The organism is Adlercreutzia mucosicola DSM 19490 (genome assembly GCF_000422625.1).
GTDB classification, from domain to species: domain Bacteria; phylum Actinomycetota; class Coriobacteriia; order Coriobacteriales; family Eggerthellaceae; genus Adlercreutzia; species Adlercreutzia mucosicola.
Genome location: NZ_AUGK01000016.1, coordinates 24550 through 46673 on the forward strand (window position 1 = coordinate 24550; position 22124 = coordinate 46673).

The window sequence follows — 22124 nt, forward strand, 5'->3', positions numbered from 1 at the left end:
GATCAAGCTCGCCCCCCGTTGCTAAATGCTTCGATGCGCTGCTAGTAGCGCACGTAGATCATGCCGGAATGAACGCTGCCCTCCTGGACGTTCTTGCCGGGGCGCGGGGCGTGGATCATCATGCCGTCGCCGATGTAGACGCCGCAGTGATGGCTGTTTACGCAGATGTCGCCGGGTTGCGGGTTGCTCACGCGGGGCCAGCCCATGAAGGTGCCCGTGGTGCCGATACGCGCGTGGCGGCCGGTGAGGCAGTAGCTGACCAGGCCCGAGCAGTCGTAGGAATCCGGTCCCACAGCGGCCCACACGTAGGGCTTGCCGATCTCGCCGTAGGCGCGGCTGACCACCACGTTGCCGGACACCGACGGCGCCTTGTTGTTATTGCTGCTGCCGTTGTCGCCCCCGCCGCCGTTGCTGCCGCTGTTGTTGCTGTTCTGCTGTTGCTGCTGCTGGCGCTGGCGACGCTCTTCCTCTTCTGCCTGGCGGCGCGCCTCTTCCTCGGCGCGGCGAGCGGCCTCGCGGGCGGCGGCCTCGCGGGCCTCTTCCTCCTGGCGCAGCAGCTCGGCAGCCTCGGCCGACAGCGAGTCGTAGATGGCCTGGGTCTGGGCGACCAGCTCCTCGGCCTGCTTCTTGGTGTCCTCGGCCTCTTGGGCCTTCTGGTCGGCTACCTGGCGCTGCTCTTCGTAGACGGCCTTCTCGGACTCTACCTCGGAGCGCAGGTTCTTGGTCTCCTCTACCATGTCGGCGTCGTTCTGGTTCATGTCGTTCAGGAGGTCCCAGTTCGAGGCGAAGGCCTGGAACGAGGTGGCGCCCAAGAGCAGGTCGATGAACGACGCGGAGCCGGAGCGGTACATGGAGCGGGCGCGGGTGCCCAGCTGGTCCTGCAGGTCGCCGATGCGACCGGAGGCCTCATCGATGCGACCCTGGGCTTCGTCCATGCGCTCCTGGGCGGCATCGCGCTCTTGGCAGGCTTCCCAATAGGTGTTGGAGGCCTCGTCGAGCTTCTGCTGCATGGCGTTCAGCTTCTCGAGGGCGGCGTTGGCCTCGGCCTGCTTCTCGGCGGCCGTCACGGCGTGGGCTTCGTGGGGGGTAAGGGCGGGCAGGCACACGGAAATGCCAAGGGCGGCGGCACTGCCAATGAACGCTCGTCTGCTAAAGGGGCGGGTGTGCTCTCTCATGCGAAGAATCCTCCTGGTTGAGCATGTGGTGCGTTTGTGCAAACTAGTTTGTGCATGATAGCACGGGGGATGGCCTCTCCATGGCTCTTCCAAATGGGATTCACGCAAGTCTTACGGTGTATGGAATACCCTTGTGTTCTCGGAAAACTTCCTCCACAAGATGTGGGTATAGCACGAAAAAGGGCCGCTCGCGCGAGCGGCCCCGAATCTGTGCAGGGGTGCGGAAGGGGAGTGGTGCCTAGTAGCGGACGTACCACATGCCCGACTGCACGGCGCCGATGATGACGCCGGTCTTGGGAGTGGAGGCGTGGATCATCTGGCCGTTGCCGATGTAGACGCCGGTGTGGCCGCTGCGGATGCAGATGTCGCCCGGCTGGGGGTTGGTGACCTTCGGCCAGCCCGCGATGGTGCCCGTGGTGCACCAGTGGCCCGGGGTGCCGCGCAGGCAGTAGCCCACCAGGCCGGAGCAGTCGAAGCTGTCCGGGCCGCCGGCGCCCCACACATAGGGCTTGCCGAGCTGGGCATAGGCGCGATCGACCACCACGTTACCGGAAACGGTGGGCGGACGGGAATTGTTGGAGCTGCTGTTGTTCCCGCCGTTGTTGCTTTCGCTCTCGTCGCTGCTGTCGTTCCCGCCGTTGTTGTTGTTATTATTATTGTTGTTGTTGCCGTTGTTGTTACTATTGTTGTTCCCGCCGTTGTTGCCGTTGTTCTGCTGCTGTTGCTGCTGGCGGCGCTCTTCCTCCTCGGCCTGACGACGGGCCTCTTCCTCGGCGCGCAGGGCGGCCTCAAGGGCGGCGGCCTCGCGGGCAGCCTCCTCCTCGGCCAGCAGCTGGGCGGCCTCTTCGGAAAGGGAGTCGTACACGGCCTGGGTCTCGGCCACGAGCCCCTCGGCCTTCTTCTTGGTTTCCTCGGCCTCCTGGGCCTTACTCGCGGCGATGTCGCGCTGTTCGGCGTAGACGGCCTTCTCGGACTCCACCTCGGAGCGCAGGGTCTTCGTCTCCTGCACCATGTCGGCGTCGTTCTGGTTCATCTCGTTGAGCAGATCCCAGTTCGAGGCGAAGGCCTGGAACGAGGTGGCCCCGAGCAGCAGGTCGATGAAGGTGGTGGAGCCGGAGCGGTACATGGAGCGGGCGCGGGTGCCGAGGTGCTCCTGCAGCTCGCCGATGCGCCCGGAGGCCTCGTCGATGCGGGTCTGGGCCTCGTCCATGCGGCCCTGGGCCGCTTCCTGGTCGCTCAGGGCGTCGTAGTAGGTGTCCGAGGCGGCGTTCAGCTGGTCCTGCAGGGCGCTCAGCTTCTCGAGGGCGGCGTTGGCCTCGGCCTGCTTCTCGGCGGCCGTCACGGCGTGGGCCGTTGCGGGGGTGATCGCGGGCAGGCAGACGGAAATGCCCAGAGCCGCAGCGGCGCCCACGAAGGCGCGACGGCTAAAGGAATGCGTGGCAAGCGACACGTGCTCAGTCATGTAAAGAAACCTCCTAGATTGAGCATCGGGCATGAATGATCCAAAAATATTTACACATCATAGCACGTCCCGCCTTATTTCACGTTCCTTTCAGAAGGGCTTCACATGCCGCAACTGTTCCGGCGGCCTCGGTGGCGAAAGCTTACTTATATATAGTAAAGAGACGGGGGATCCGTCCCGCGCTCCAGCAAGAGAGAGGGCCGTTTGGGGAGGAATGATGGAGACACGCCCGGGGGCGTGTAAATGGTTGACACGTTCGTTGCCGTAGCGTATTATTCCGTTCGCTCGCTTGTTCCGGCGACGGATGCAAACGAGTGGCAGCTTGAAAAGTACACATGAATTCAGCGCCGAAATGGGCGTGTGCCCGAGTGGTTAAAGGGGACGGGCTGTAAACCCGTTGGTTATGCCTACCTAGGTTCGAATCCTAGCGCGCCCACCATTTCAATGCCTGTGTAGCTCAGTCGGTAGAGCACTTCGTTGGTAACGAAGAGGTCACCGGTTCAAGTCCGGTCGCAGGCTCCACCTGGCGGTGTAGCTCAGTTGGTCAGAGCACACGGTTCATACCCGTGGCGTCACTGGTTCAAATCCAGTCACCGCTACCATTAGATTTACCGCGCCCTCCGGGCGCGTTTATTTTGTTGAAATCGAATCGCCACCACCCTTGAAGGAGGATGAAACATGGCTAAGGAGAAGTTCGAGCGTTCCAAGCCGCATGTTAACATCGGTACCATCGGTCACGTTGACCATGGCAAGACGACGCTCACCGCTGCCATCTCCAAGACCCTGTCTGACAATGATGGCTCCCACGGCACCGCTAATGCCGACTTCACCGCCTTCGACATGATCGACAAGGCCCCCGAGGAGCGCGAGCGCGGCATCACCATCTCCATTGCTCACATCGAGTACGAGACCGACACCCGCCACTACGCTCACGTGGACTGCCCCGGTCACGCCGACTACGTGAAGAACATGATCACCGGTGCTGCCCAGATGGACGGCGCGATCCTGGTTATCGCCGCTACCGACGGCCCCATGGCCCAGACCCGCGAGCACATCCTGCTCGCCCGTCAGGTGGGCGTGCCCTACATCGTGGTCTTCCTGAACAAGTGCGACATGGTCGACGACGAGGAGCTCATCGAGCTCGTTGAGATGGAAGTGCGCGAGCTGCTCGACTCCTACGAGTTCCCGGGCGACGACACCCCGATCATCCGTGGCTCCGCTCTGAAGGCCCTCGAGGGCGACAAGGAGTGGCAGGAGAAGGTTTGGGAGCTCATGGACGCTGTGGACTCCTACATCCCCACCCCCGAGCGCGACGTCGACAAGCCGTTCCTGATGGCTGTCGAGGACACCATGACCATTACCGGCCGCGGCACCGTTGCCACCGGTCGTGTGGAGCGCGGCGTTCTGCACGTGAACGACCCGCTGGAGATCGTCGGTATCCGCGAGACCCAGAACACGGTCTGCACCGGTATCGAGATGTTCCGCAAGCTGCTGGACGAGGCTCAGGCCGGCGACAACATCGGCTGCCTGCTCCGCGGCATCAAGCGCGAGGAGATCGTGCGCGGCCAGGTGCTCTGCAAGCCCGGTTCCGTGACCCCGCACACTGAGTTCGAGGGCCAGGTCTACATCCTGACCAAGGAAGAGGGCGGCCGTCACACCCCGTTCTTCGATGGCTATCGTCCGCAGTTCTACTTCCGCACCACCGACGTGACCGGCGTGGCTCACCTGCCCGAGGGCACCGAGATGGTTATGCCTGGCGACAACGTGACGATCAAGGGCGAGCTCATTCACCCCATCGCCATGGAAGAGGGCCTCAAGTTCGCTATCCGCGAGGGTGGCCGCACCGTTGGCTCCGGCCGCGTGACCAAGATCTTCAAGTAAGTTTCTTACGATGATCTTTCGCGAGGGCCTGTTCTTTTCGAGCAGGCCCTCGCTTCCCACCGCTTTCATGTGTATGATCAACTCTGCATTTTGGTTTTATAGGTAAAAGGAGAATTCATGCGTACTCTGGTCACCCTGGCCTGCACCGAGTGCAAGCGCCGCAACTACACGACCAAGAAGAACAAGCAGAACAATCCTGACCGCATCGAGCTCAAGAAGTACTGCAAGTGGTGCAACAAGCACGTTGTGCACAAAGAGACCCGATAAGAGGTTAGGTTCTGAAACAGGCATAGGCCAGTAGCTCCAATTGGTAGAGCGGCGGTCTCCAAAACCGCATGTTGGGGGTTCGAGTCCCTCCTGGCCTGCCAGCTTGTTTACGTGAGCAGCCAATGGCTGCTTTTTTGGCGATTAGACAGAGAATGTCTTGTAAGGAATTCCATGGCTAAGAAATCTAAGACACAGAAAGCTAAGGCCTCCGCTGCTCGCCAGCAGCGCAAGATCGAGCGCGAGCTGGAGGCAGCACATCCCCAGCCGGTTCAGGCCGAGGCCACCGAGGACGGGAAGAAAAAGCTGTCGCTGTTCAAGAAGAGCGTCGAGAGCGACGCCCCCGCTGTGTCTGAGGGCGGCAAGCCCGCACGAAAGGCTGACGAGAAGCCGAAGAAGAAGCGCTTCCAGTTCTTCCGCGACGTGAAGGCTGAGATGAAGCGCGTTACGTGGCCGACTCGCATCGACGTGCTTCGCTGGAGCGGCGTCGTGGTGGTGGCTCTGCTGTTCTTCGGCGTGTTCGTGGCGATTCTCGACAACGCGATCATCACGCCGCTGTTGGTGCTGATCTCTGGGATTGGGGCGTAAGCGATGGCTAAGAAGTGGTACGTTCTGCACACCTATTCCGGCTATGAGAACAAGGTGAAGTCGAACCTCGAGCAGCGCATCGAGGCCATGGGCCTTGAGAACAACGTCTTCGGCATCGAGATTCCCACCGAGATGGTCACCGAGATCAAAGAGGGCGGCCGCCGCGTTGAGAGCGAGAAGAAGGTGTTCCCGGGCTACGTGCTGGTGCGCATGGAGCTTGACGATCGCAGCTGGGCTGCGGTGCGCAACACTCCCGGCGTCACGGGCTTTGTGGGCAGCCAGGGCAATCCCCAGGCGCTCACCCGCGACGAGTACAACAAGATCATGAAGCGTACGAGTCGCGAGGCCCCGAAGAAGACCTCCAGCAACCTTGAGGTCGGCCAGTCGGTGAAGGTCACCCACGGCCCGCTTGCCGAGTTCGACGGCACGGTGTCCGAGGTCATGCCCGAGGCCGGCAAGGTCAAGGTTATGGTTTCCATCTTCGGCCGCGAAACCCCCGTCGAGCTGTCGTTCGACCAGGTGGCCAAGATCTAATTTTGCAAGCACTTTGACTCGAGGGGCTGTGCCCGCGTGGACCGGGGCTTCTCGCGAACCTCGAGTTTTGAGTGATAGAGAAGTAGTAGTCGATACATCTGAAAGGTAGTCACAGATGGCTGACAAGAAAGTCACCGGATTTGTAAAGCTGCAAATCCCCGCCGGTGCTGCTAACCCGGCTCCTCCGGTTGGTCCGGCCCTTGGCGCCCAGGGCGTCAACATCATGCAGTTCTGCCAGGCGTTCAACGCCCAGACGCAGGACCAGGCCGGCACCATCATCCCTGTTGAGATCACCGTCTATGAGGACAAGTCCTTCACCTTCGTGTGCAAGACCCCGCCGGCGGCCGTGCTCATCAAGGAGAAGCTCGGCATTAAGAGCGGCGCCGCCATTCCGCAGATTCAGGTGGCCGGCACCCTGACCGAGGACCAGCTCCGCGAGATCGCTGAGATCAAGATGCCCGACCTGAATGCCAACACCATCGAGGCCGCCATGGAGATCGTGGCCGGCACCGCCCGCTCCATGGGCGTGCGCATCGAGGGCCGCGAGATGAAGAAGAAGTACGTGCCCAGCCGCAAGGTGGCCGCGATGCTTCAGGGCAAGACCGTCGAGTAATGAGGTAAACGCGATTCGCCCCGTGCGAATCTGAACAGTGGAAGGGCTAGAAGCGCCCGCCATTACCACGAAAGGAATGTTTCACATGAGCAAGCATGGAAAGAAGTACGACGCGGCTGAGAAGCAGATCCCGGCTGAGCCCGTGGCCCCGCTGGCGGCCATGCAGCTGCTGAAGGAGATCTCCACCGCGAACTTCGACGAGACCGTGACCGGCGACTTCCGCCTCGGCATCGACACCCGTCAGGCCGACCAGCAGCTGCGCGGCACCGTGAGCCTGCCCAACGGCTCCGGCAAGACCGTGCGCGTGGCCGTGTTCGCCGAGGGCGCTGCCGCCCAGGCCGCCGAGGAGGCCGGCGCCGACATCGTGGGCACCGACATCCTCATGGAGCAGATCCAGGCCGGCGAGTTCAACTTCGACGCCGCCGTGGCTACCCCGGATCAGATGGGCAAGGTCGGCCGTCTCGGCAAGATCCTCGGCCCCCGTGGTCTGATGCCGAACCCGAAGCTGGGCACCGTCACCAACGATGTGGCGAAGGCCATCAACGAGCTGAAGGGCGGCCGCGTGGAGTACCGCGCCGACCGTTACGGCATCGCCCATGTCATCCTCGGCAAGGTGTCCTTCACCGCCGAGCAGCTGGCCGAGAACTACGGCGCCGTGTACGACGAGATCCTGCGCATGAAGCCGTCGGCTGCCAAGGGCAAGTACGTGAAGTCCGTCACCGTCTCGGGCACCATGACCCCGGGTGTGCCCGTGGACTCTTCGGTGACCCGCGCCTACACCGAGGCCGCCGAGTAGCGACTCGCTTCTCTATCAGATGGAAAGACCCCGCTTCGGCGGGGTCTTTTTCGTGCAAGGGGGGGTGCGGCACCTTGGGGCGGGACGGCTGAGGAGCAGGGCTCGGGGCCCAGGGCGCTGCGATCGCGCGCTCCCTGCGCTATTCTCCGAAGAAGTCGCGGGAGATGCGCCTGTAGAAGCTGCTGTCGGAATCGCGCAGCAGGATGACGGGCATGGGGGCGCACTGCACGTACACCTTGTGCAGCGGGCGCTCGAAGGGCACGATCTCGCCATCGACGAACAGCGTGGCCTCGCGGTAGGACTCGGGGCTTTCGAAGCGCACCTCGATGACGTCGCTGCGATCGGTGACGATGGTGCGGGCCCGCAGGGTGTGGGGCGCGAGCGGCACGGCGATCATGCCGTCGAATCGCGGCGAGGTGAGGGGGCCGCCGGCCGACAAGGCATAGGCCGTGGAGCCGGTGGCCGTGGACACCACGAGTCCGTCGCCGCGCATCTGCGACACGGGGATGCCCGAGATGTCCAGCGACAGCTCGATGATGCGCCCGAGGGCCCCGCGGGTGATGGCCACCTCGTTCAGGGCGTAGAAGCGGCGGATGCCGGCCATACCGCGCAGGTTCACGCCGAATTTGTCCGGCGGCATAAGCGCGCCTCCGATGGTGGCGGCATCGGGATCGACCGTGGCAGCATAGGCCGCCTCGCTGAGCGCCCAGAAGGTCTCGGGATCCAGGTCGTTGTCCTCATCGTAGGGATCAGCCTCGTCCTCGCAGACCACTTCGATGGCGAGCATCGTGCGCCGCTCTTCCGCCAGTTCCCCGGCGAGGGCCTCCACGACAAGGGGAATGATGCCCTCGGCATCGGTGTTGGCCAGAAAGCCCATGTGCCCGAAGTTCACCGGCAGAATGGGGGCCTGGCGGTCGTGGAGCAGGTGTACCGTGTGCAGCACCGTGCCGTCGCCGCCGAGCACGATGGCCATGTCCACGGTCGCGGGCAGCTGGGCGCGGATGGCCGCTCGGCCCTGGTCGTTGCCGAGAGAGGCGGAGTCCACGATGAAGGCGCTGATACCCTGGTTGGTCAGGTAGGTTACCAACAGCAGCGACGCGTCGATCGCCTGGGGGTTGGAGTTATTGCGTACGACCAGAATGTTCATGAAGGCCAACTTTCCGACTTTGCTATGATTCTCGATTATACCCCGACCGCGCGTGAGGCACACCTATGAGCATCAAGCTGAAAACACCCGCACAGATTGAGGCCATGCGCGAAGCGGGCCGCGTGTCGGCTCTGGCCCTGCGCCGCGTGGGCGAGGCCGTGGAGTGCGGCATCACCACGCGCGAGCTGGATGCCATCGCCGAGAAGACTATTCGCGCCGAGGGCGGCATCCCCGCGTTCAAGGGCTACGGCGGGTTCCCGGGCAGCATCTGCGCCTCGGTGAACGCCCAGATCGTGCACGGGATCCCCTCGAAGCGCGTGAAGCTGCGCGAGGGCGATATCATCTCCATCGACACCGGGGCCATCGTGGACGGCTGGGTGGGCGACAACGCCTGGACCTATCCAGTGGGGGAGGTGGCGCCCGAGGTGGCACGCCTTCTGGCCGTGGGCGAGCAGTGCATGTGGGAAGGTCTGGCCGCCGCCTGCCCCAAGAAGCGTCTCGGCGACATCGGGCATGCGGTGCAGTCCATGGCCGAGGCTGCCGGTTTCTCGGTGGTGCGCGAGTATGTGGGCCACGGCATCGGGCGCGATATGCACGAGGACCCCAATGTGCCCAACTTCGGGCGCCGTTGCACGGGGCTGAAGTTGGTACCGGGCATGGTGCTGGCCATCGAGCCCATGGTGAACATGGGCACACGGCGCACCGTGCAGGGCGCCGACGGCTGGGAGGTGCGCACGCGCGACGGCAAGCCGTCGGTGCATTTCGAGAAGACCGTGGCCATCACTGAGGACGGCCCGGTGATCCTCACCACCGAAGAGGGCCACGAGCGGCCGGTCTAGGGCAGTTCGCGGCATCGGGCGTCGGAGGTCTGCGATCGGGGCCTCCGACGCCCGATGCCGCTTCATTCTCCTAATCGCCGCTTTTGCGCCCGTTCGCGGCTTCCACGAATGCCTTGAAGAGGGGGTGCGGCTTGCCGGGGCGGCTCTTGAACTCGGGATGGGCCTGGCTGGCCACGTAGAAGGGATGGTCGGGAACCTCCACCATTTCCACGAGACGATCGTCGGGGGAAAGTCCCGAGATGACGAGCCCCGCCTCGGTAAGCCGGTCGCGGTAGGCGTTGTTCACCTCGTAGCGGTGGCGGTGGCGCTCGTAGATGATCGGCTCGCCATAGGCTGCCGCGGCGCGGGTGCCGCTTACCACCTTGCAGGGGTAGGCCCCCAGGCGCATGGTGCCGCCCTTGTCCTCCACATCTTCCTGCTCGGGCATGAGATCGACGACAAAAGGCGCGCCCTCGGGCGAACTGTCGGCGAACTCGGCCGAGGTGGCGCCCTCGAGGTCACATACGTTGCGGGCGAACTCGCAGACGGCGGCCTGCAGGCCCAGGCAGATACCGAGGAAGGGCACGCCGCGTTCGCGGGCATAGCGGGCGGCGGCGATCTTGCCCTCGAAGGCCCGCTGCCCGAAGCCGCCCGGCACGAGGATGCCGTCCATGGCCCCGAGCACTCCCTCGGCGTTCGCGTCGGTAAGCTCCTCTCCGTCCACGAGATGCACGTTCACCTTGCGGCCGCAGGCGATGCCCGCGTGCTCCAAGGCCTCGTGGACCGATAGGTAGGCGTCGGGCAGGCTCACGTACTTGCCCACCACGGCGATGTCCAGCTCGCCTGCGCAGGCATCCTTCGCCTTCAGGAAGGCGCGCCACGGTGCCAGCTTGATCTTGCGGGGCGCCAGGCCCATCTTCGCCAGGGTCGAGATGTCGAAGCCCTGCTCGTAGAGGCTCAGGGGCACCTCGTAGATGGAAGGGGCATCGGGGCAGGCGAGCACGTCGTCGGCGTCCACGTCGCAGAACAGCGCGATCTTCGCGCGCACTTCATCGGCGATCTCGTGATCGCTGCGGCACACGATGAAGTCGGGCTGCACGCCCAAAGACCGCAGCTCCTTCACCGAGTGCTGGGTGGGCTTGGTCTTCACCTCGTGGGCCGCCGCGATGTAGGGCACGAGCGTCACGTGCACGAACAGCACGTTGCCCGGCCCCATCTCCTTTTTGAACTGGCGGGCCGCCTCGATGAAGGGCAGCCCCTCGATGTCGCCGATGGTGCCGCCGATCTCGGATATGACGATGTCGGCGCCGGACTGCTCGGCCGCGCGGCGGATGCGTTCCTTGATGGCCTCGGTCACGTGCGGGATGACCTGCACGGTGCCGCCGAGGAAGTCGCCGCGGCGCTCGCGGGCGATGAGCGTCTGGTAGATGGAGCCTTGGGTGAAGTTGCTCTCGCGCGACAGGTTCTCGTCGATGAAGCGCTCGTAATGGCCCAAATCCAGGTCGCCTTCGTGGCCGTCCTCGGTGACGAACACCTCGCCGTGTTGAAACGGGCTCATGGTGCCCGGATCCACGTTCAGGTACGGGTCCATCTTCTGCATGGTCACCTTATAGCCGCGCGCCTTCAACAGTTGGCCGAGGGACGCGGCGGTGATGCCCTTGCCGAGCGATGAGACAACGCCGCCGGTAACGAAGATGTGCTTGGCCATGATGCGACTCCTTACCTTGAACCTCTTGGACTCTTTGGGGAGCTGGCGCGGACGCGGGCGCACCCTCGCCTCCGGGCATAAAAAAATGCGCCCGAAGGCGTGCCCCGCGCACGACTTCCCAACGCTTATCCAGCATACGCCCCGAATGTTTCCGACATGAAACGCGTTGGGACTGTAACGTGCCCGAAACAAGGCGAGTCCTCCGCCTCTTGTCCACGGTGGGGTCCTTCGTTTTAGGGCACCGTTGTCGACAAATCCGCAGTTATGAGCGTCCATATTACGATTCCTTTATAAGGTAACATCCTGAATCTTCACTGACCTGGTGTTTCTCCAGTCGAAGGGAAGAAGGTTCCTGGAAAAAGCTCTGAGAGACGCTCATAACTGCGGATTTGGTGCCATTTCAAGCTCCCTCGCGGACTTTGAAGCCCCTTAACACTGCGGTAACCGAATGGGGGAGGGGCGGCAACGGCTCGCGGGGGCGCAGCCATTCGCGGATGGGTCATCTTTAGAGTGGGGGCATGCAGAAAACCTTTCGAGAAAGGAATCCCTATGTCTACACTGCTCGTTTTGGGCTACCCCACCGAGGAGAAGGCCAAGGAGGCCTACCAGGAGGTGCTGAACCTCGGCAACGACTTCATCGTGAACCTTCAGTCGGTAGCCGTGGTTGCCCGCCGCGACAACGACAAGTTCGACGTGGTCACCCCGGGACAGCCCATCGGCAACTCCACCGTGTGGGGCCTGTTCTGGGGCATGCTCTTCGGCCTCATCTTCCTCATCCCCTTCTGGGGCGCCGCCATCGGCGCGGGCCTGGGCGCGCTTACGGGCTTTTTCGTGAAGCGCGGCGTGGATGAGGACTTCCAGGACCGCGTGCGCAACCTTCTGACCCAGAAGGACGAGGCGGCTGTGTTCATGGTGGTCAGCTCCATGACCGAGGACAAGTTCGCCGAGGCTATGCGTCCCTTCGGTGGCGACATCCTGCAGACCTCGCTGTCTATCAAGGACGAGGAAGAGCTCAAGTGCGAGCTGGGCAAGTGCTAGCATAGCTTCCAAAACGCACGTGCAACCTCAAGCGCCGACCTTAGGGCCGGCGCTTTTTGCGTGCAATCGTTTGAGCGGCAAACGCTTATCGACTGGAACGCCTCGTCGTGGCTGCTGGCGAGACGTTCCGTCAGGTCGTTGCCGCCTCAATAAGAACTCAGCTCAAGAATAGCATTCTACTTTGCCAGATGCTTTCCGAGAAGCCAACCGAAGGTGACGCAACGGCCCAGCGAGATGCCCGGGATAGTTACCTCGTTGTAGTCGATACCGAACAGGCCGCCGGCGTTGTTGCCCACGGCATACAGCCCGGGGATGACCTCGCCGGCCTCGGTGAGGCACTCGGAGTCGGCGTTCGTAGTGAGGCCGCCGACGCTCACGCCCAGCTCCACGTTCATGCGCAGGCCGTAGAAGGGCGGCTGCTCGATTTTTGCCATGAGTTCGGGACGCTTGCCGAAGTCGGTGTCGCCTGCATCGACGAGCTCGTTATAGCGCTTCACCGTGGCGAGGAAGGTTTCGGTGGCCTCGGGGGCAAGCCCCATGGCGCCCGCCAGCTCTTCCAGGCTATCGGCTTGCACGAGCAGTCCGCTCTCGGTTTCCCAGGAGAATGCGAGCGCCTCCTCGCCCTCCGGCGTCCACGGATCTTGGATGCGCCGGCCGTCTTGGTCCCAGCTCATGCCGCCAGCATAGGGCATCTGAGCCGGCAGCTCCTCGCGCCACTTGTCGTCCCAGATGGCCCACGAAGCGCCTGCGGGCTGGATCAGCTGCGCATTGCCGCCGCCGGTGTAGCCTGTGTCCTCGTTGACGTAGCGCTGGCCCAGGTTGTTCACGCGCAAATACGAATAGGCATAGGCCATGAAGGTCATGAGAGGGTGCGGGCCGGGCTGCATCGCAGCACCTGCCCACAGGCCCATTTTGTGCCCGTCACCGGTGCCGGTGCTCTCGTTGATGAAGAAGTCGGGGTCGAAGCTGTCGAAATCCCAGGCGGTGTAGTAGCTCAGCATCTCGGGGTCCGCCGCATAGTCGCCGGCAGCCAGCACGACGCCCTTGGCTGCGTTCACCTGCAGATAGCCGTCCTCGTTCTTGCAGACAGCGCCGGTTACGCGGCCGCCGTCGGTGAGGAGCTGCACAGCTTCGGTGAGATTGCGGTACTCGCCGCCGGCCGTTACCACCTCCTGCTGGAGGTTCGCGATCATGGCCTTCGTGGCCGCGTACCAGTCCCCGTCATCGGTGACGGTGCCCTCGTCGGGCCATAGCTCCACAACGTGCACGTAGTTCTTGAAGTGGTCGCTGTTGCTCTTCATGGCGATGACCTCGGGCACGAATCCATAGCCGCGGGCCTTCTCGAGATACCAGTCGCCGGCCGCGCCCGACTCGCTCATGAAGCGGTAGACTTTGTCGCCGCGGCAGCGATGACAGGACTTCTCCATGTGGTCGCGCACCACTTCGTATACGTCCACAGGCTCAATGTCCTTCTCGGCCATGATGCTGGGGTTTACGAGACCGTAGTCCAAGCCGATGTTGCGTGGGGCCTCGGCCTTTTCCACGAGGAACACCTTCAGGCCTTGCTCGGTGCAGCTGCTCGCGGTGACGGCGCCGGCGATGCCCGAGCCGATGACGAGCACATCGACATCAACGGTCTCGGCAATCTCGTCGGCGCCCACGGGCGCGGGGGCGGTGAGAAACGAAGGCTCTCCCGTGGCGGCGAGATTGTCTCCGCCCGCCGCGACGCCGCTTGAAGAGGGCGCTGCGGGGGCGCAGCCGCTCAGCATGGTGGCACCGGCCAGCCCGGCTCCGCCGAGGGCCGCCGCTTTGAAGAATCCGCGCCGCGAGAGCGCTGTGTCGTTTCGGGTTTCGTGCATTGTGCTCATCCTCCCATATCCTTTCTTTTGCCCTTCAAGGCCTGCGCATCTTTTTGGCTCAGGCATCTCCGCCATCCTACGGCGGCCGCGGTCGGTCGCCCAGGCCGCGAAACTGGTGAAAATGTCGCCAGCCAGGGTGTTCGGCCATCCCCACTTTTGGGTGAAATTGGGGGAGGGGAGGGATGTTGTCTGGCATAATGCCCTCGGAAGGAGCGACATGGTAAACAACGTTTTGCAAACGGCGCGTGCGACGCTGACCATGCCCCTCGTGTGGGCCATGGCGCTGTTGTTCGCCGCCATGGAGACATCCTCGGCCTTTCCCGTGGGGGCGTTGCAGGCACTCTCTCACGCGTCGGATCCGACGTTTGCGGCCCTTGGAGAACCGGAGCTGCTCTCGGTGATCGCTTACGGACTGCTGCTTGCAGCGGCTCGGCCCATCGGCAGCGCGGTCAGCCGCCCGTGGCTTTTCGCGGTGGCTCCCGCTGCCAACGTGCTCGGCATGTTGCTGTGCGCGGGCGCATCGGACTCCGCGTACGGCATCGCGTCGGCTTGGATCGGCATCGCCTGCGTGCAGGGGGCTTCGGCGCTGCTCACCGTGATGGTGCTCGAGCTGCTGTGTTCCTGCTCGTCGCTGTGGGTTCTTCGCGCGGTGGTGGGCAGCGCGCTCGTCAACGCGCCGCTGGCTGCCATCGGGGATGGCGCGCCCCTCGAGGGGGCCATTGCGTTCCTCGTTACGGGATCAGCGGCCTTGGGGCTGTCCTATCGGGCGTGGCGGTGCGGCGTGTGGGCACCTTGCGCGGATCCGGTGTTCAAGCGGGCCGGCTCCTTCCCTCCTCCGCTCGTGGTGGGGCTGGCAGTGGTATCCGCGGGTTTCGGCTTCCTCCAACAGCTGCTCTACCAGCAGGACGTGGGGGTGGTCGTCGGCGTCATCACAGGCACCAAGTTCGCGGCCGTGTTGCTGTTCGTGGTTGTGGCGGGACTGCTCGGATCGGCCATTGTGGCCATGCTGGCCAAGACGATCATCACCTTCGCCACGGCGGCTTTCCTCGTGTTCCTCGCCCAGGGCGGCTACTCGCCGCTGTCGAGCGCCCTCATGTCCACGGGCTACTCTCTCTTTGAGATGACGACCTACTTGGTGCTGGCCGAGTTGGCTCTCTCCCTGCGGGTGCGATCGCTCTCGCTGCTGTCGGCCTTCTATCTGATTGAGACGGCGGGCTATCTGGCGGGCTGCTCGCTTGAGACGGCCTCCGGTTCCGGCGGCCTCGACGAGCGCATGGTAGCAGTGGTGCTGGCCCTCGCGCTGCTTGTGTGCGCCGTGTGGGTGTTCACCGAGAAACACATGAACGATCTGCTGTGGGGCCGCGGCGACGAGCCTGCCGGCGACGCTATCGCGCGGAAATCGGAAGGTGGCTCGGATGCGGGGGCCTTGCGAGCTGCGGCGGGAGGACTCGGAGCGGAGGGCGCGACGCATCCCGAGACACCCGGCGACCCGAAAGCGGTGCGTGGGGAAGGCGCCTCGGGCCCCTACGGTCAAGGTGTGGCCCTTGTGGCAGAGCGGTTTCGGCTGTCGCCGCGGGAGACCGAGGTGCTGGAGCTGTTCGCCGCCGGTCGCTCCGCCACTTTCATCGCCGAGCTGCAGTTCGTCACCACCAACACCGTGCGCTCTCACATCAAGCATATCTACGGCAAATGCGACGTCCATTCCCGTCAAGAGCTCATCACCCTCATAGAACGCGCCGCCGAGCGGTAGGGTGCCCGAACCCGGTGCGGTTGCCGGCAGGCGCGCGACCCCGGGCGCGCCTCCTGCCCGACGCTCGCGCTGAACGAGCCCCTCTTCTCTCATTTTCAGTGAATCGCTCTGTGCAAAAGCCGCGAACGCGATGATTTAACGGAGGCGAAACAGGCCCCTGCGCTATACTGGATCGGTCATCGACGCTGGCGGTTGCCGGTGCCCGCTCGTGGTCCCCGCCGCCTTGGCCCCATTCATGCGAAGGAGTGTCGCCCTATGCGCGAAGGATTCGACAACGACAAGTACATCGAGCTGCAGGCGGAGCGCATTCGCGAGCGCATCGACCAGTTCGGCGGCAAGCTCTACCTCGAATTCGGCGGCAAGCTCTTCGACGACTACCACGCCTCCCGCGTGCTGCCCGGCTTCAAGCCCGACACGAAGATCTCCATGCTCCAGTCCATGAAGGACGAGGCGGAGATCGTCATCGCCATCAACGCCAACGACATCGAGCGATCGAAGGTGCGGGGCGACTTGGGCATCACCTACGACGAGGACGTGCTGCGCCTCATGGACATCTTCCGCTCCATGGGATTTGCGGTGGGCTCGGTCGTCATCACCCGCTACGCGAACCAACCCAACGCCGACCTGTTCCGCAAGCGGCTTACGGCCATGGGCATCACGAGCTACCTGCATTATCCCATCGCCGGCTATCCCAACGACATCGACCATATTGTGTCCGACGAGGGCTTCGGCAAGAACGACTACATCGAGACCGAGCGGCCACTTGTGGTGGTGACCGCGCCCGGCCCCGGCTCGGGCAAGATGGCCACCTGCCTCTCGCAGCTCTACCACGAGCACAAGCGCGGGGTCACGGCCGGCTACGCCAAGTACGAGACCTTCCCCATTTGGAATCTGCCGCTCACCCACCCGGTGAACATCGCCTACGAGGCGGCCACGGCCGACCTGGACGACGACAACATCATCGATCCCTTCCACCTGGAGGCCTATGGCGAGACCACGGTGAACTACAACCGCGACGTGGAGATATTCCCCGTGCTGAGGGCCACTATGGAGCGCATCGCGGGGGCGTGCCCCTACCAGTCGCCCACGGACATGGGCGTGAACATGGCCGGCGTGGCCATCTCCGACGACGAGGCCTGCCGCGATGCGGGCAACAACGAGATCGTGCGCCGCTACTTCCAGACGGCTGAGGAGATCAAGCGCACCGGCACCGGCGAGGAGGCCCTGAAGAAGATCGAGCTTCTCATGAACCAGGCCGGCATCAACCAGAACCTGTCGCCGGCCCGCTCGGCGGCGCTGCTGAAGGAGGAGACCACGGGAGGCCCGGCCGGCGCCATGGTGCTGCCCGACGGGCGGGTGGTCACGGGCAAGACCGGTAACCTCCTGGGTGCCGCCTCGGCGCTGCTTATGAACGCGCTCAAGGGCGTATCGGGGGTGGACGACGAACTCTACGTCATCTCCGACGACGTGTTGGAGCCCATCTGCCACCTGAAGACGGCCCATCTGCGCAGCCACAACCCGCGCCTGCACTCCGATGAGACCCTGCTCGCGCTGTCCATCTCCTCGGTGAGCAACCCGCTGGCCGCCGAGCTCATCGACAATGCGGACAAGCTGCGCGGCTGCGACGCCTACTTCTCGGTCATCATCTCGGCGGCTGATGAGAAGCTGTACCGCACGCTCGGCATCAACGTGTGCTGCGAGCCGAAGTACGAGCAGCACCGCTACTACCACAAGTAGTCGGCGCTCGTTCCGCTGATCATGGAGCAGCTCTTCTCGGACGGGGCCCTGACCGTGCCCTTCGGCGCCGACTTCTTCTCGGTGGCCGTGGGCGTGATCACCGGTGCCATGTTCGCCTGCGACCGCAAACTGGATATCGTCGGCACCATCGTGCTCGGGCTCATGACCGCCTACGGCGGCGGCATCATCCGCGATCTTTTGCTGCAAGACGACGGGGTGTACTTCATGGAGCACCCGAGCGTCATCCTCATCTGCATCGGCCTGGCCGTGTTCGTGTTCTACTTCCGCGGGCTGTTCCGCCATTCGGGCCAGCTGCTGTTCTTCGCTGACGCCCTGTCGGTGGCCCTGTTCGCCTTGGCCGGGGCCAACAAGGCCTTCGCCTGCGGGGAGGGCTTCGTCATGGTGGTCATCTTGGGCGCGCTCACCAGCGTGGGCGGCGGCGCCCTGCGCGACATATCGGTGGGGGAGACGCCGGGGGTGTTCCAGCGGTCGAACTTCTATGCGGTGGCCGGCTTCGGCGGGGCACTCGTGTTCGCGGCCATGGCCTTCGCCGGGGCACCGCTCGTGCTGGCGGCGGTGGCCTGCGTGTTCGCCGTGGTGTTTCTGCGCTACCTGTCGGTGTACTTCGATTGGAAGACCGCCGACGAGGCCGACCTGACGCCGAAGGTGTCCCGCGGGGCCCACGCCGCCAAGGATTTCTGCGGCGAGCTGTTCCGCCGCGCCACCCTGCACCGCCGGCGCGAATCGGCCGTTCGTGCGGCCTTCTTCCGCAAGCGAAAGGACTAGATCGTGAAACCGCGCATTCTCATCGTGTACACCGGCGGCACCATCGGCATGACCGAGGATTTGGCCACCGGGGCGCTCGTGCCCTTCAGCTTCGATCACCTTGTGAGGAACGTCCCGAAAATCGGGCGGCTCGGCTACGCGCTCGACCATGTGGAGATTGATCCGCCCATCGACTCGTCGAACATGAACCCGGCCCATTGGGCCCAGGTGGCGAAGATGATCGCCGACGCCTACGACGACTTCGACGGCTTCGTGGTGCTCCACGGCACCGACACCATGGCCTACACGGCCTCGGCTTTGTCCTTCATGCTGCGCGGCCTGGCCAAGCCGGTCATCCTCACGGGCAGCCAGCTGCCCATCGGCGAGATTCGCGAGGACGGCACCGAGAACCTCATCACGGCCCTGCAGATCGCCGCGGCCCGCACCGGGGACGGGGCGCCCATGGTGCAGGAAGTGGCCATCTCCTTCGGGCGTCACCTGTGGCGCGGCAACCGGGCCATGAAGGTGAGCTCCACGAACTTCGGCGCCTTCGCCTCTTACAACTACCCGCCTCTAGCCGATATGGACCTGCATATCGTGTACCGCGAGCGGCTGCTCGCCCGGCCGGCGGCGGGCACGGCCCTGGCACCTCTCTACGCCATGGACGATGCCGTGGCCGTGGCCTTTCTGTACCCGGGCATCACCGAGGCGGCCCTGCGGCCCCAGCTTCTGGCTCCCGGCACCAAGGCCGTGGTGCTGCGCACCTTCGGCGCCGGCAACGCCCCCACCGAGACCTGGTTCACCGATCTGGTGGCCGAGGCCGTGGGTGCAGGCAAGGTGGTGGTGAACGTGACCCAGTGCCCCGCGGGCGGTGTGGAAGAGAAGCGCTACGCCACCGGCGACGCCCTGGCGAAGGCCGGCGTGGTGTCGGGCTGCGACATGACCTGCGAGGCGGCTCTCACCAAGCTCATGCACCTGTTCGGCCAGGGGCTTTCGGCCACCGAGGTGACCGCCGCCATGACGCGCCCCCTCGCCGGCGAATTGACCGTGGGGAAGTAACCCTTACATCTTGTCGCGGGGATGGGCGTGGGCGTACTCCTCGTGGAGGTGGGTGCGATCCAGGTGGGTGTACACCTGTAAGGTGGACATGTCGGCGTGGCCGAGAATTTCCTGGAGCACGCGCAGATCGGCGCCGCCTTTCAGCATGTGGGTGGCAAAGGAATGGCGCAGGGTGTGGGGATGCAAATCGTAGCGGTTGATGGCGGCTCCGGCCTTGCGCACGAGATTGAAGATGCTCTGGCGGCCCAAGCGGCCCCCGCGCTGGTTGAGGAAGACGGCGCTTGCGCTGTCGCCCGTGGCGCCGGCCGCCCGGGCCAGGGCGGGGCGGCCCTCGTTCAGATAGCGGCGCAGCGCTCGGTCGGCGGCGCCGGCGATGGGCACGATGCGCTCTTTGGCGCCCTTGCCGAACACGCGGAGAAAGCCGTCGTCCAGATAGAGGTTGTCCAGATTCAAGCCGCAGATCTCGCTCGCGCGCAGTCCGCAGCCGTAGAGCACTTCCAGCAGCGCGCGGTCGCGCAGACCGCTCGGCCGTTCGTCGATGTAGGTGTCCAGCATGCGGCCCACCTCTTCGATGGACAGCACGTCGGGCAGACGGTCGGCCGCCTTGGGGATGTCCACGGCCTCGGCGGGATTCTCGCTGGTGAGGCCCTCGCGCACGAGGAAGCGGTGGTAGCCGCGCACCGCCGAGATGCGCCGCCGCACCGTGGTGGTGGCCAGGCCTGCTTCCGCGAGGTGGTGCTCGAAGTCCACCACGTCGTCGCGCTTCACATCGCCCGGGGCGTCCACGCCGCGCTTGTCGAGAAACGCCAGGTATTCCTCGAGGTCGCGCCGGTAGGCCTCGGCCGTGCGGGGCGATGATCCCTGCTCGATGCGCAGGTAGGACATATATTCATCCAAGGCGTTCTCTAATTCGAACACGGTGCCTCCCTTCGTACGGGTGCCATTGTACCCCACGGTCGCGGCTTCCCTGCCGCCCCTGCGGTCGCTTCACCCTCTCCGCCTTTTCGGGGTGCCGTTCGCGGCGGGGTTTGCACGGCATCTTCAAATCTTGCTCACAGGGTGTTCCCAAAACGGATTGGGGAAAAGTTTTCCACCGACATTGCACGGTTTGGGCATATCTAGTGGTGTGTCGTTCGTTTCGTGTAATACGAATACAAGATATTGATTCTATTAGTATCGCGGAAGAGGTTCTCGCCATATCTTGCGGGTAACGAGTGGGGCAAAATGATGGCTAAAGTGTCGCAAAATGTTGCGAAGTGGGGCGTTGTGGGTTAATATGCATGCCATGGAAAACGACCGAGCGGGATTTCGAAACGCACTACACACGAATTCAAATCCCACTCAAAACGCAGCAGGGGAAAGGACGTGAGTGCCGCAAGCCGTCGACATGGAAGCCGCCGCAGAGCTGCCTCGCACCGAGGTAGACCTGAACGGTGAGTTCCGACTCAAGGTCGATGGCAAGGGGCGCGTCACCCTTCCCGCGAAGTTCCGCAAGGTTCTTTCCAGCGATCTCACGGTCACCCGCGATCCCTTCGACGAGTGCATCTACGCGTTCGAGGCTCCGGGCTTCAACCAGTGGGTCGAGAGTGTTATGAGCGGCGCCTTCCCCGAGCGGAAGGCCAACGACCGCAAGCAGGATGCGTACCATCGCGCCCTGAAAGGTCGCGCCCGCGATGTGGAGGTCGATTCGGCCGGCCGCATCATGCTCTCTGCCGACATGCGCGAGGCCTGCGGCATCGACAAGGATGTGGTCGTGGTGGGCAACGGCAGCCGGTTCGAGATCTGGGATGCCCAGCGTTATGAGGACGAGCTCGCTTCGGTGGACTTGAGCCTTCTGTTCACCTAGGTGAGAGCGCAGGGCCAGGGGACCGTGACAAGCGAATATCGGCACATACCCGTTCTTCTGACCGAGTGCATCGACGCCCTCGATCTGCCGGAGCACCCGGTGTTCGTGGACGCGACCCTCGGTTTTGCGGGACATTCCTTCGAAGCAGCCAAGCAGCTGGGCTCCGACGGCCTGCTCATCGGCATCGACCAGGACGAGGTGGCCCTGTCAAGCGCCACCGAGAAACTGGAATCGATTCCCGCCGACAGGCGGCCCGAATTGGCGCTGTTGCGCGGCAACTTCGGAGACCTCGACGAGCTTCTGTGCTCGTGCGAGATTCCGGGGATCGACGCGATCCTATTCGACCTCGGGGTCTCCTCAGTGCAGATCGACACACAATCACGCGGCTTCTCCTTTAAGGAGAACGGCCCGCTTGACATGCGGATGGATCCGGGGAAACAAACCCTTACCGCAGAAGAGATCGTCAACACCTACAACGCAGCAGATCTCACTCGGATCATTCGCGCCTACTCGGATGAGAAATGGGCGAGCCGCATCGCGGACTTCATCGTGAAGGCCCGCGCGGACGCCCCGATCACGGAGAGTGGGCAGCTGGTCGACGTGATCAAGGCGGCCATTCCCGCCTCGGCGCGGCGCGCGGGCGGACATCCCGCCAAGCGCACCTTCCAGGCCCTTCGGATCGAAGTCAACTCGGAGCTGACCGTTCTGCGTCGCGGATTGGACGCGGCGGTCCGCTGGCTGAATCCGGGCGGCATGATCGTGGTGATCAGCTACCACTCTCTCGAGGACCGCATCGTGAAGGACACGTTCGCCAGTTTCGCGAACCGCTGCACGTGCCCGCCGGAGCTTCCGGTCTGCGTGTGCGAGAAACAGCCGATACTCGATTTGGTAACGAGGAAGCCCCAGCTTCCCACGCCTGAGGAAATTGCGCGGAATCCGCGGGCCCGCAGCGCCAAGCTGCGGATCGCGCAGAAGCGCTAAAAGGTCTTCTGACGAGGGAAGACCTGAAGAAAGAAACGATTGATCGACAAGCCCGAGGACAAATCGTCATCGGGCTTGTGTAGCCTAAACGGCCGGATGGCCC

At 64.0% G+C, this 22124-nt stretch carries 20 protein-coding genes and 4 tRNA genes; 18 read left to right on the top strand and 6 right to left on the bottom strand.

Annotated elements, in window-relative coordinates; genetic code table 11:
• Positions 1 to 41 precede the first annotated feature (41 nt).
• Positions 42 to 1175: a coiled-coil domain-containing protein gene (locus G503_RS0109645; protein WP_028027407.1), complete on the bottom strand. Its 1134-nt coding sequence runs from the start codon at positions 1173 to 1175 to the stop codon at positions 42 to 44.
• Between the two features lie 238 nt (positions 1176 to 1413).
• Positions 1414 to 2637: a coiled-coil domain-containing protein gene (locus tag G503_RS0109650; protein ID WP_035022759.1), complete on the bottom strand. Its 1224-nt coding sequence runs from the start codon at positions 2635 to 2637 to the stop codon at positions 1414 to 1416.
• 354 nt (positions 2638 to 2991) lie between these two features.
• Here G503_RS0109650 and G503_RS0109655 point away from each other — a divergent pair.
• From G503_RS0109655 to rplA, 10 genes are all read left to right on the top strand, one after another.
• A tRNA-Tyr gene (locus G503_RS0109655) sits at positions 2992 to 3076 on the top strand.
• A 7-nt stretch (positions 3077 to 3083) separates the two neighbouring features.
• A tRNA-Thr gene (locus G503_RS0109660) sits at positions 3084 to 3159 on the top strand.
• A 3-nt stretch (positions 3160 to 3162) separates the two neighbouring features.
• Positions 3163 to 3239: transfer RNA gene (locus G503_RS0109665), tRNA-Met, on the top strand.
• A gap of 76 nt (positions 3240 to 3315) precedes the next feature.
• Complete coding sequence (gene tuf, locus G503_RS0109670) at positions 3316 to 4518, top strand: elongation factor Tu (protein ID WP_028027409.1); 1203 nt, start codon at positions 3316 to 3318, stop codon at positions 4516 to 4518.
• 117 nt (positions 4519 to 4635) lie between these two features.
• Complete coding sequence (rpmG, locus tag G503_RS0109675) at positions 4636 to 4785, top strand: 50S ribosomal protein L33 (RefSeq protein WP_028027410.1); 150 nt, start codon at positions 4636 to 4638, stop codon at positions 4783 to 4785.
• A 24-nt stretch (positions 4786 to 4809) separates the two neighbouring features.
• Positions 4810 to 4886 (top strand) — tRNA-Trp (locus G503_RS0109680).
• A gap of 70 nt (positions 4887 to 4956) precedes the next feature.
• On the top strand, positions 4957 to 5370 hold the full coding sequence (gene secE / locus G503_RS0109685; RefSeq protein ID WP_028027411.1) for a preprotein translocase subunit SecE: 414 nt from the start codon (positions 4957 to 4959) through the stop codon (positions 5368 to 5370).
• A gap of 3 nt (positions 5371 to 5373) precedes the next feature.
• Positions 5374 to 5904, top strand: coding sequence for a transcription termination/antitermination protein NusG (gene nusG / locus G503_RS0109690; RefSeq protein WP_016309181.1), 531 nt, complete (start codon positions 5374 to 5376; stop codon positions 5902 to 5904).
• Between the two features lie 115 nt (positions 5905 to 6019).
• Positions 6020 to 6517: a 50S ribosomal protein L11 gene (gene rplK, locus G503_RS0109695; protein ID WP_028027412.1), complete on the top strand. Its 498-nt coding sequence runs from the start codon at positions 6020 to 6022 to the stop codon at positions 6515 to 6517.
• 85 nt (positions 6518 to 6602) lie between these two features.
• Entirely contained in the window at positions 6603 to 7313 is a 711-nt protein-coding gene (gene rplA / locus G503_RS0109700; protein WP_028027413.1) for a 50S ribosomal protein L1, read from the top strand.
• 139 nt (positions 7314 to 7452) lie between these two features.
• Here rplA and G503_RS0109705 read toward each other — a convergent pair whose 3' ends face one another.
• Entirely contained in the window at positions 7453 to 8460 is a 1008-nt protein-coding gene (locus G503_RS0109705; protein ID WP_028027414.1) for an NAD(+)/NADH kinase, read from the bottom strand.
• A 65-nt stretch (positions 8461 to 8525) separates the two neighbouring features.
• On the opposite strand from G503_RS0109705, the gene map reads away from it, so the two are divergent.
• Positions 8526 to 9299, top strand: a complete 774-nt coding sequence (map, locus tag G503_RS0109710) for a type I methionyl aminopeptidase (RefSeq protein WP_028027415.1) — start codon at positions 8526 to 8528, stop codon at positions 9297 to 9299.
• A gap of 70 nt (positions 9300 to 9369) precedes the next feature.
• On the opposite strand, the gene G503_RS0109715 is transcribed toward map, so the two are convergent.
• Positions 9370 to 10986, bottom strand: coding sequence for a CTP synthase (locus G503_RS0109715; RefSeq protein WP_028027416.1), 1617 nt, complete (start codon positions 10984 to 10986; stop codon positions 9370 to 9372).
• Positions 10987 to 11535: 549 nt separating this feature from the next.
• Between G503_RS0109715 and G503_RS0109720 the strand changes: the two genes are divergently transcribed.
• The gene (locus G503_RS0109720) at positions 11536 to 12024 is read left to right on the top strand and encodes a DUF1269 domain-containing protein (RefSeq protein WP_016309174.1); all 489 of its coding nucleotides are present in this window, start codon (positions 11536 to 11538) and stop codon (positions 12022 to 12024) included.
• A gap of 176 nt (positions 12025 to 12200) precedes the next feature.
• Here the strand turns inward: G503_RS0109720 and G503_RS0109725 are convergent, their stop codons facing one another.
• The gene (locus tag G503_RS0109725) at positions 12201 to 13883 is read right to left on the bottom strand and encodes an FAD-dependent oxidoreductase (protein WP_028027417.1); all 1683 of its coding nucleotides are present in this window, start codon (positions 13881 to 13883) and stop codon (positions 12201 to 12203) included.
• A 217-nt stretch (positions 13884 to 14100) separates the two neighbouring features.
• Between G503_RS0109725 and G503_RS0109730 the strand changes: the two genes are divergently transcribed.
• From G503_RS0109730 to G503_RS0109745, 4 genes are all read left to right on the top strand, one after another.
• The gene (locus G503_RS0109730; protein WP_028027418.1) at positions 14101 to 15633 is read left to right on the top strand and encodes a helix-turn-helix domain-containing protein; all 1533 of its coding nucleotides are present in this window, start codon (positions 14101 to 14103) and stop codon (positions 15631 to 15633) included.
• Positions 15634 to 15888: 255 nt separating this feature from the next.
• Positions 15889 to 17370 carry a DUF1846 domain-containing protein gene (locus G503_RS0109735; RefSeq protein ID WP_016309173.1) on the top strand — a complete coding sequence of 494 codons (1482 nt, stop codon included), beginning with the start codon at positions 15889 to 15891 and terminating at the stop codon, positions 17368 to 17370.
• 21 nt (positions 17371 to 17391) lie between these two features.
• On the top strand, positions 17392 to 18156 hold the full coding sequence (locus G503_RS14730; RefSeq protein ID WP_084636506.1) for a trimeric intracellular cation channel family protein: 765 nt from the start codon (positions 17392 to 17394) through the stop codon (positions 18154 to 18156).
• A 3-nt stretch (positions 18157 to 18159) separates the two neighbouring features.
• Positions 18160 to 19194, top strand: a complete 1035-nt coding sequence (locus G503_RS0109745; RefSeq protein WP_028027419.1) for an asparaginase — start codon at positions 18160 to 18162, stop codon at positions 19192 to 19194.
• Positions 19195 to 19197: 3 nt separating this feature from the next.
• Here the strand turns inward: G503_RS0109745 and G503_RS0109750 are convergent, their stop codons facing one another.
• Positions 19198 to 20112 (bottom strand): site-specific tyrosine recombinase, encoded by a 915-nt coding sequence (locus G503_RS0109750; RefSeq protein ID WP_028027420.1) that lies wholly within the window; start codon positions 20110 to 20112, stop codon positions 19198 to 19200.
• 451 nt (positions 20113 to 20563) lie between these two features.
• Here G503_RS0109750 and G503_RS0109755 point away from each other — a divergent pair, with 451 nt between their 5' ends.
• Both G503_RS0109755 and rsmH read left to right on the top strand, forming a co-directional pair.
• Entirely contained in the window at positions 20564 to 21040 is a 477-nt protein-coding gene (locus G503_RS0109755; protein ID WP_235715540.1) for a division/cell wall cluster transcriptional repressor MraZ, read from the top strand.
• Between the two features lie 24 nt (positions 21041 to 21064).
• Positions 21065 to 22021, top strand: coding sequence for a 16S rRNA (cytosine(1402)-N(4))-methyltransferase RsmH (gene rsmH, locus G503_RS0109760; protein WP_028027422.1), 957 nt, complete (start codon positions 21065 to 21067; stop codon positions 22019 to 22021).
• Positions 22022 to 22124: the final 103 nt, after the last annotated feature.

Coding starts and splice junctions, on each gene's coding strand:
- secE (WP_028027411.1), top strand. CDS start 4,957: ATGGCTAAGAAATCTAAGACACAGAAAGCTAAGGCCTCCGCTGCTCGC.
- map (WP_028027415.1), top strand. CDS start 8,526: ATGAGCATCAAGCTGAAAACACCCGCACAGATTGAGGCCATGCGCGAA.
- G503_RS14730 (WP_084636506.1), top strand. CDS start 17,392: ATGGAGCAGCTCTTCTCGGACGGGGCCCTGACCGTGCCCTTCGGCGCC.
- G503_RS0109715 (WP_028027416.1), bottom strand. CDS start 10,986: ATGGCCAAGCACATCTTCGTTACCGGCGGCGTTGTCTCATCGCTCGGC.
- G503_RS0109705 (WP_028027414.1), bottom strand. CDS start 8,460: ATGAACATTCTGGTCGTACGCAATAACTCCAACCCCCAGGCGATCGAC.
- rpmG (WP_028027410.1), top strand. CDS start 4,636: ATGCGTACTCTGGTCACCCTGGCCTGCACCGAGTGCAAGCGCCGCAAC.
- tuf (WP_028027409.1), top strand. CDS start 3,316: ATGGCTAAGGAGAAGTTCGAGCGTTCCAAGCCGCATGTTAACATCGGT.
- G503_RS0109735 (WP_016309173.1), top strand. CDS start 15,889: ATGCGCGAAGGATTCGACAACGACAAGTACATCGAGCTGCAGGCGGAG.
- rplK (WP_028027412.1), top strand. CDS start 6,020: ATGGCTGACAAGAAAGTCACCGGATTTGTAAAGCTGCAAATCCCCGCC.
- G503_RS0109650 (WP_035022759.1), bottom strand. CDS start 2,637: ATGACTGAGCACGTGTCGCTTGCCACGCATTCCTTTAGCCGTCGCGCC.
- G503_RS0109725 (WP_028027417.1), bottom strand. CDS start 13,883: ATGCACGAAACCCGAAACGACACAGCGCTCTCGCGGCGCGGATTCTTC.
- G503_RS0109645 (WP_028027407.1), bottom strand. CDS start 1,175: ATGAGAGAGCACACCCGCCCCTTTAGCAGACGAGCGTTCATTGGCAGT.
- rplA (WP_028027413.1), top strand. CDS start 6,603: ATGAGCAAGCATGGAAAGAAGTACGACGCGGCTGAGAAGCAGATCCCG.
- G503_RS0109730 (WP_028027418.1), top strand. CDS start 14,101: ATGGTAAACAACGTTTTGCAAACGGCGCGTGCGACGCTGACCATGCCC.
- nusG (WP_016309181.1), top strand. CDS start 5,374: ATGGCTAAGAAGTGGTACGTTCTGCACACCTATTCCGGCTATGAGAAC.
- G503_RS0109720 (WP_016309174.1), top strand. CDS start 11,536: ATGTCTACACTGCTCGTTTTGGGCTACCCCACCGAGGAGAAGGCCAAG.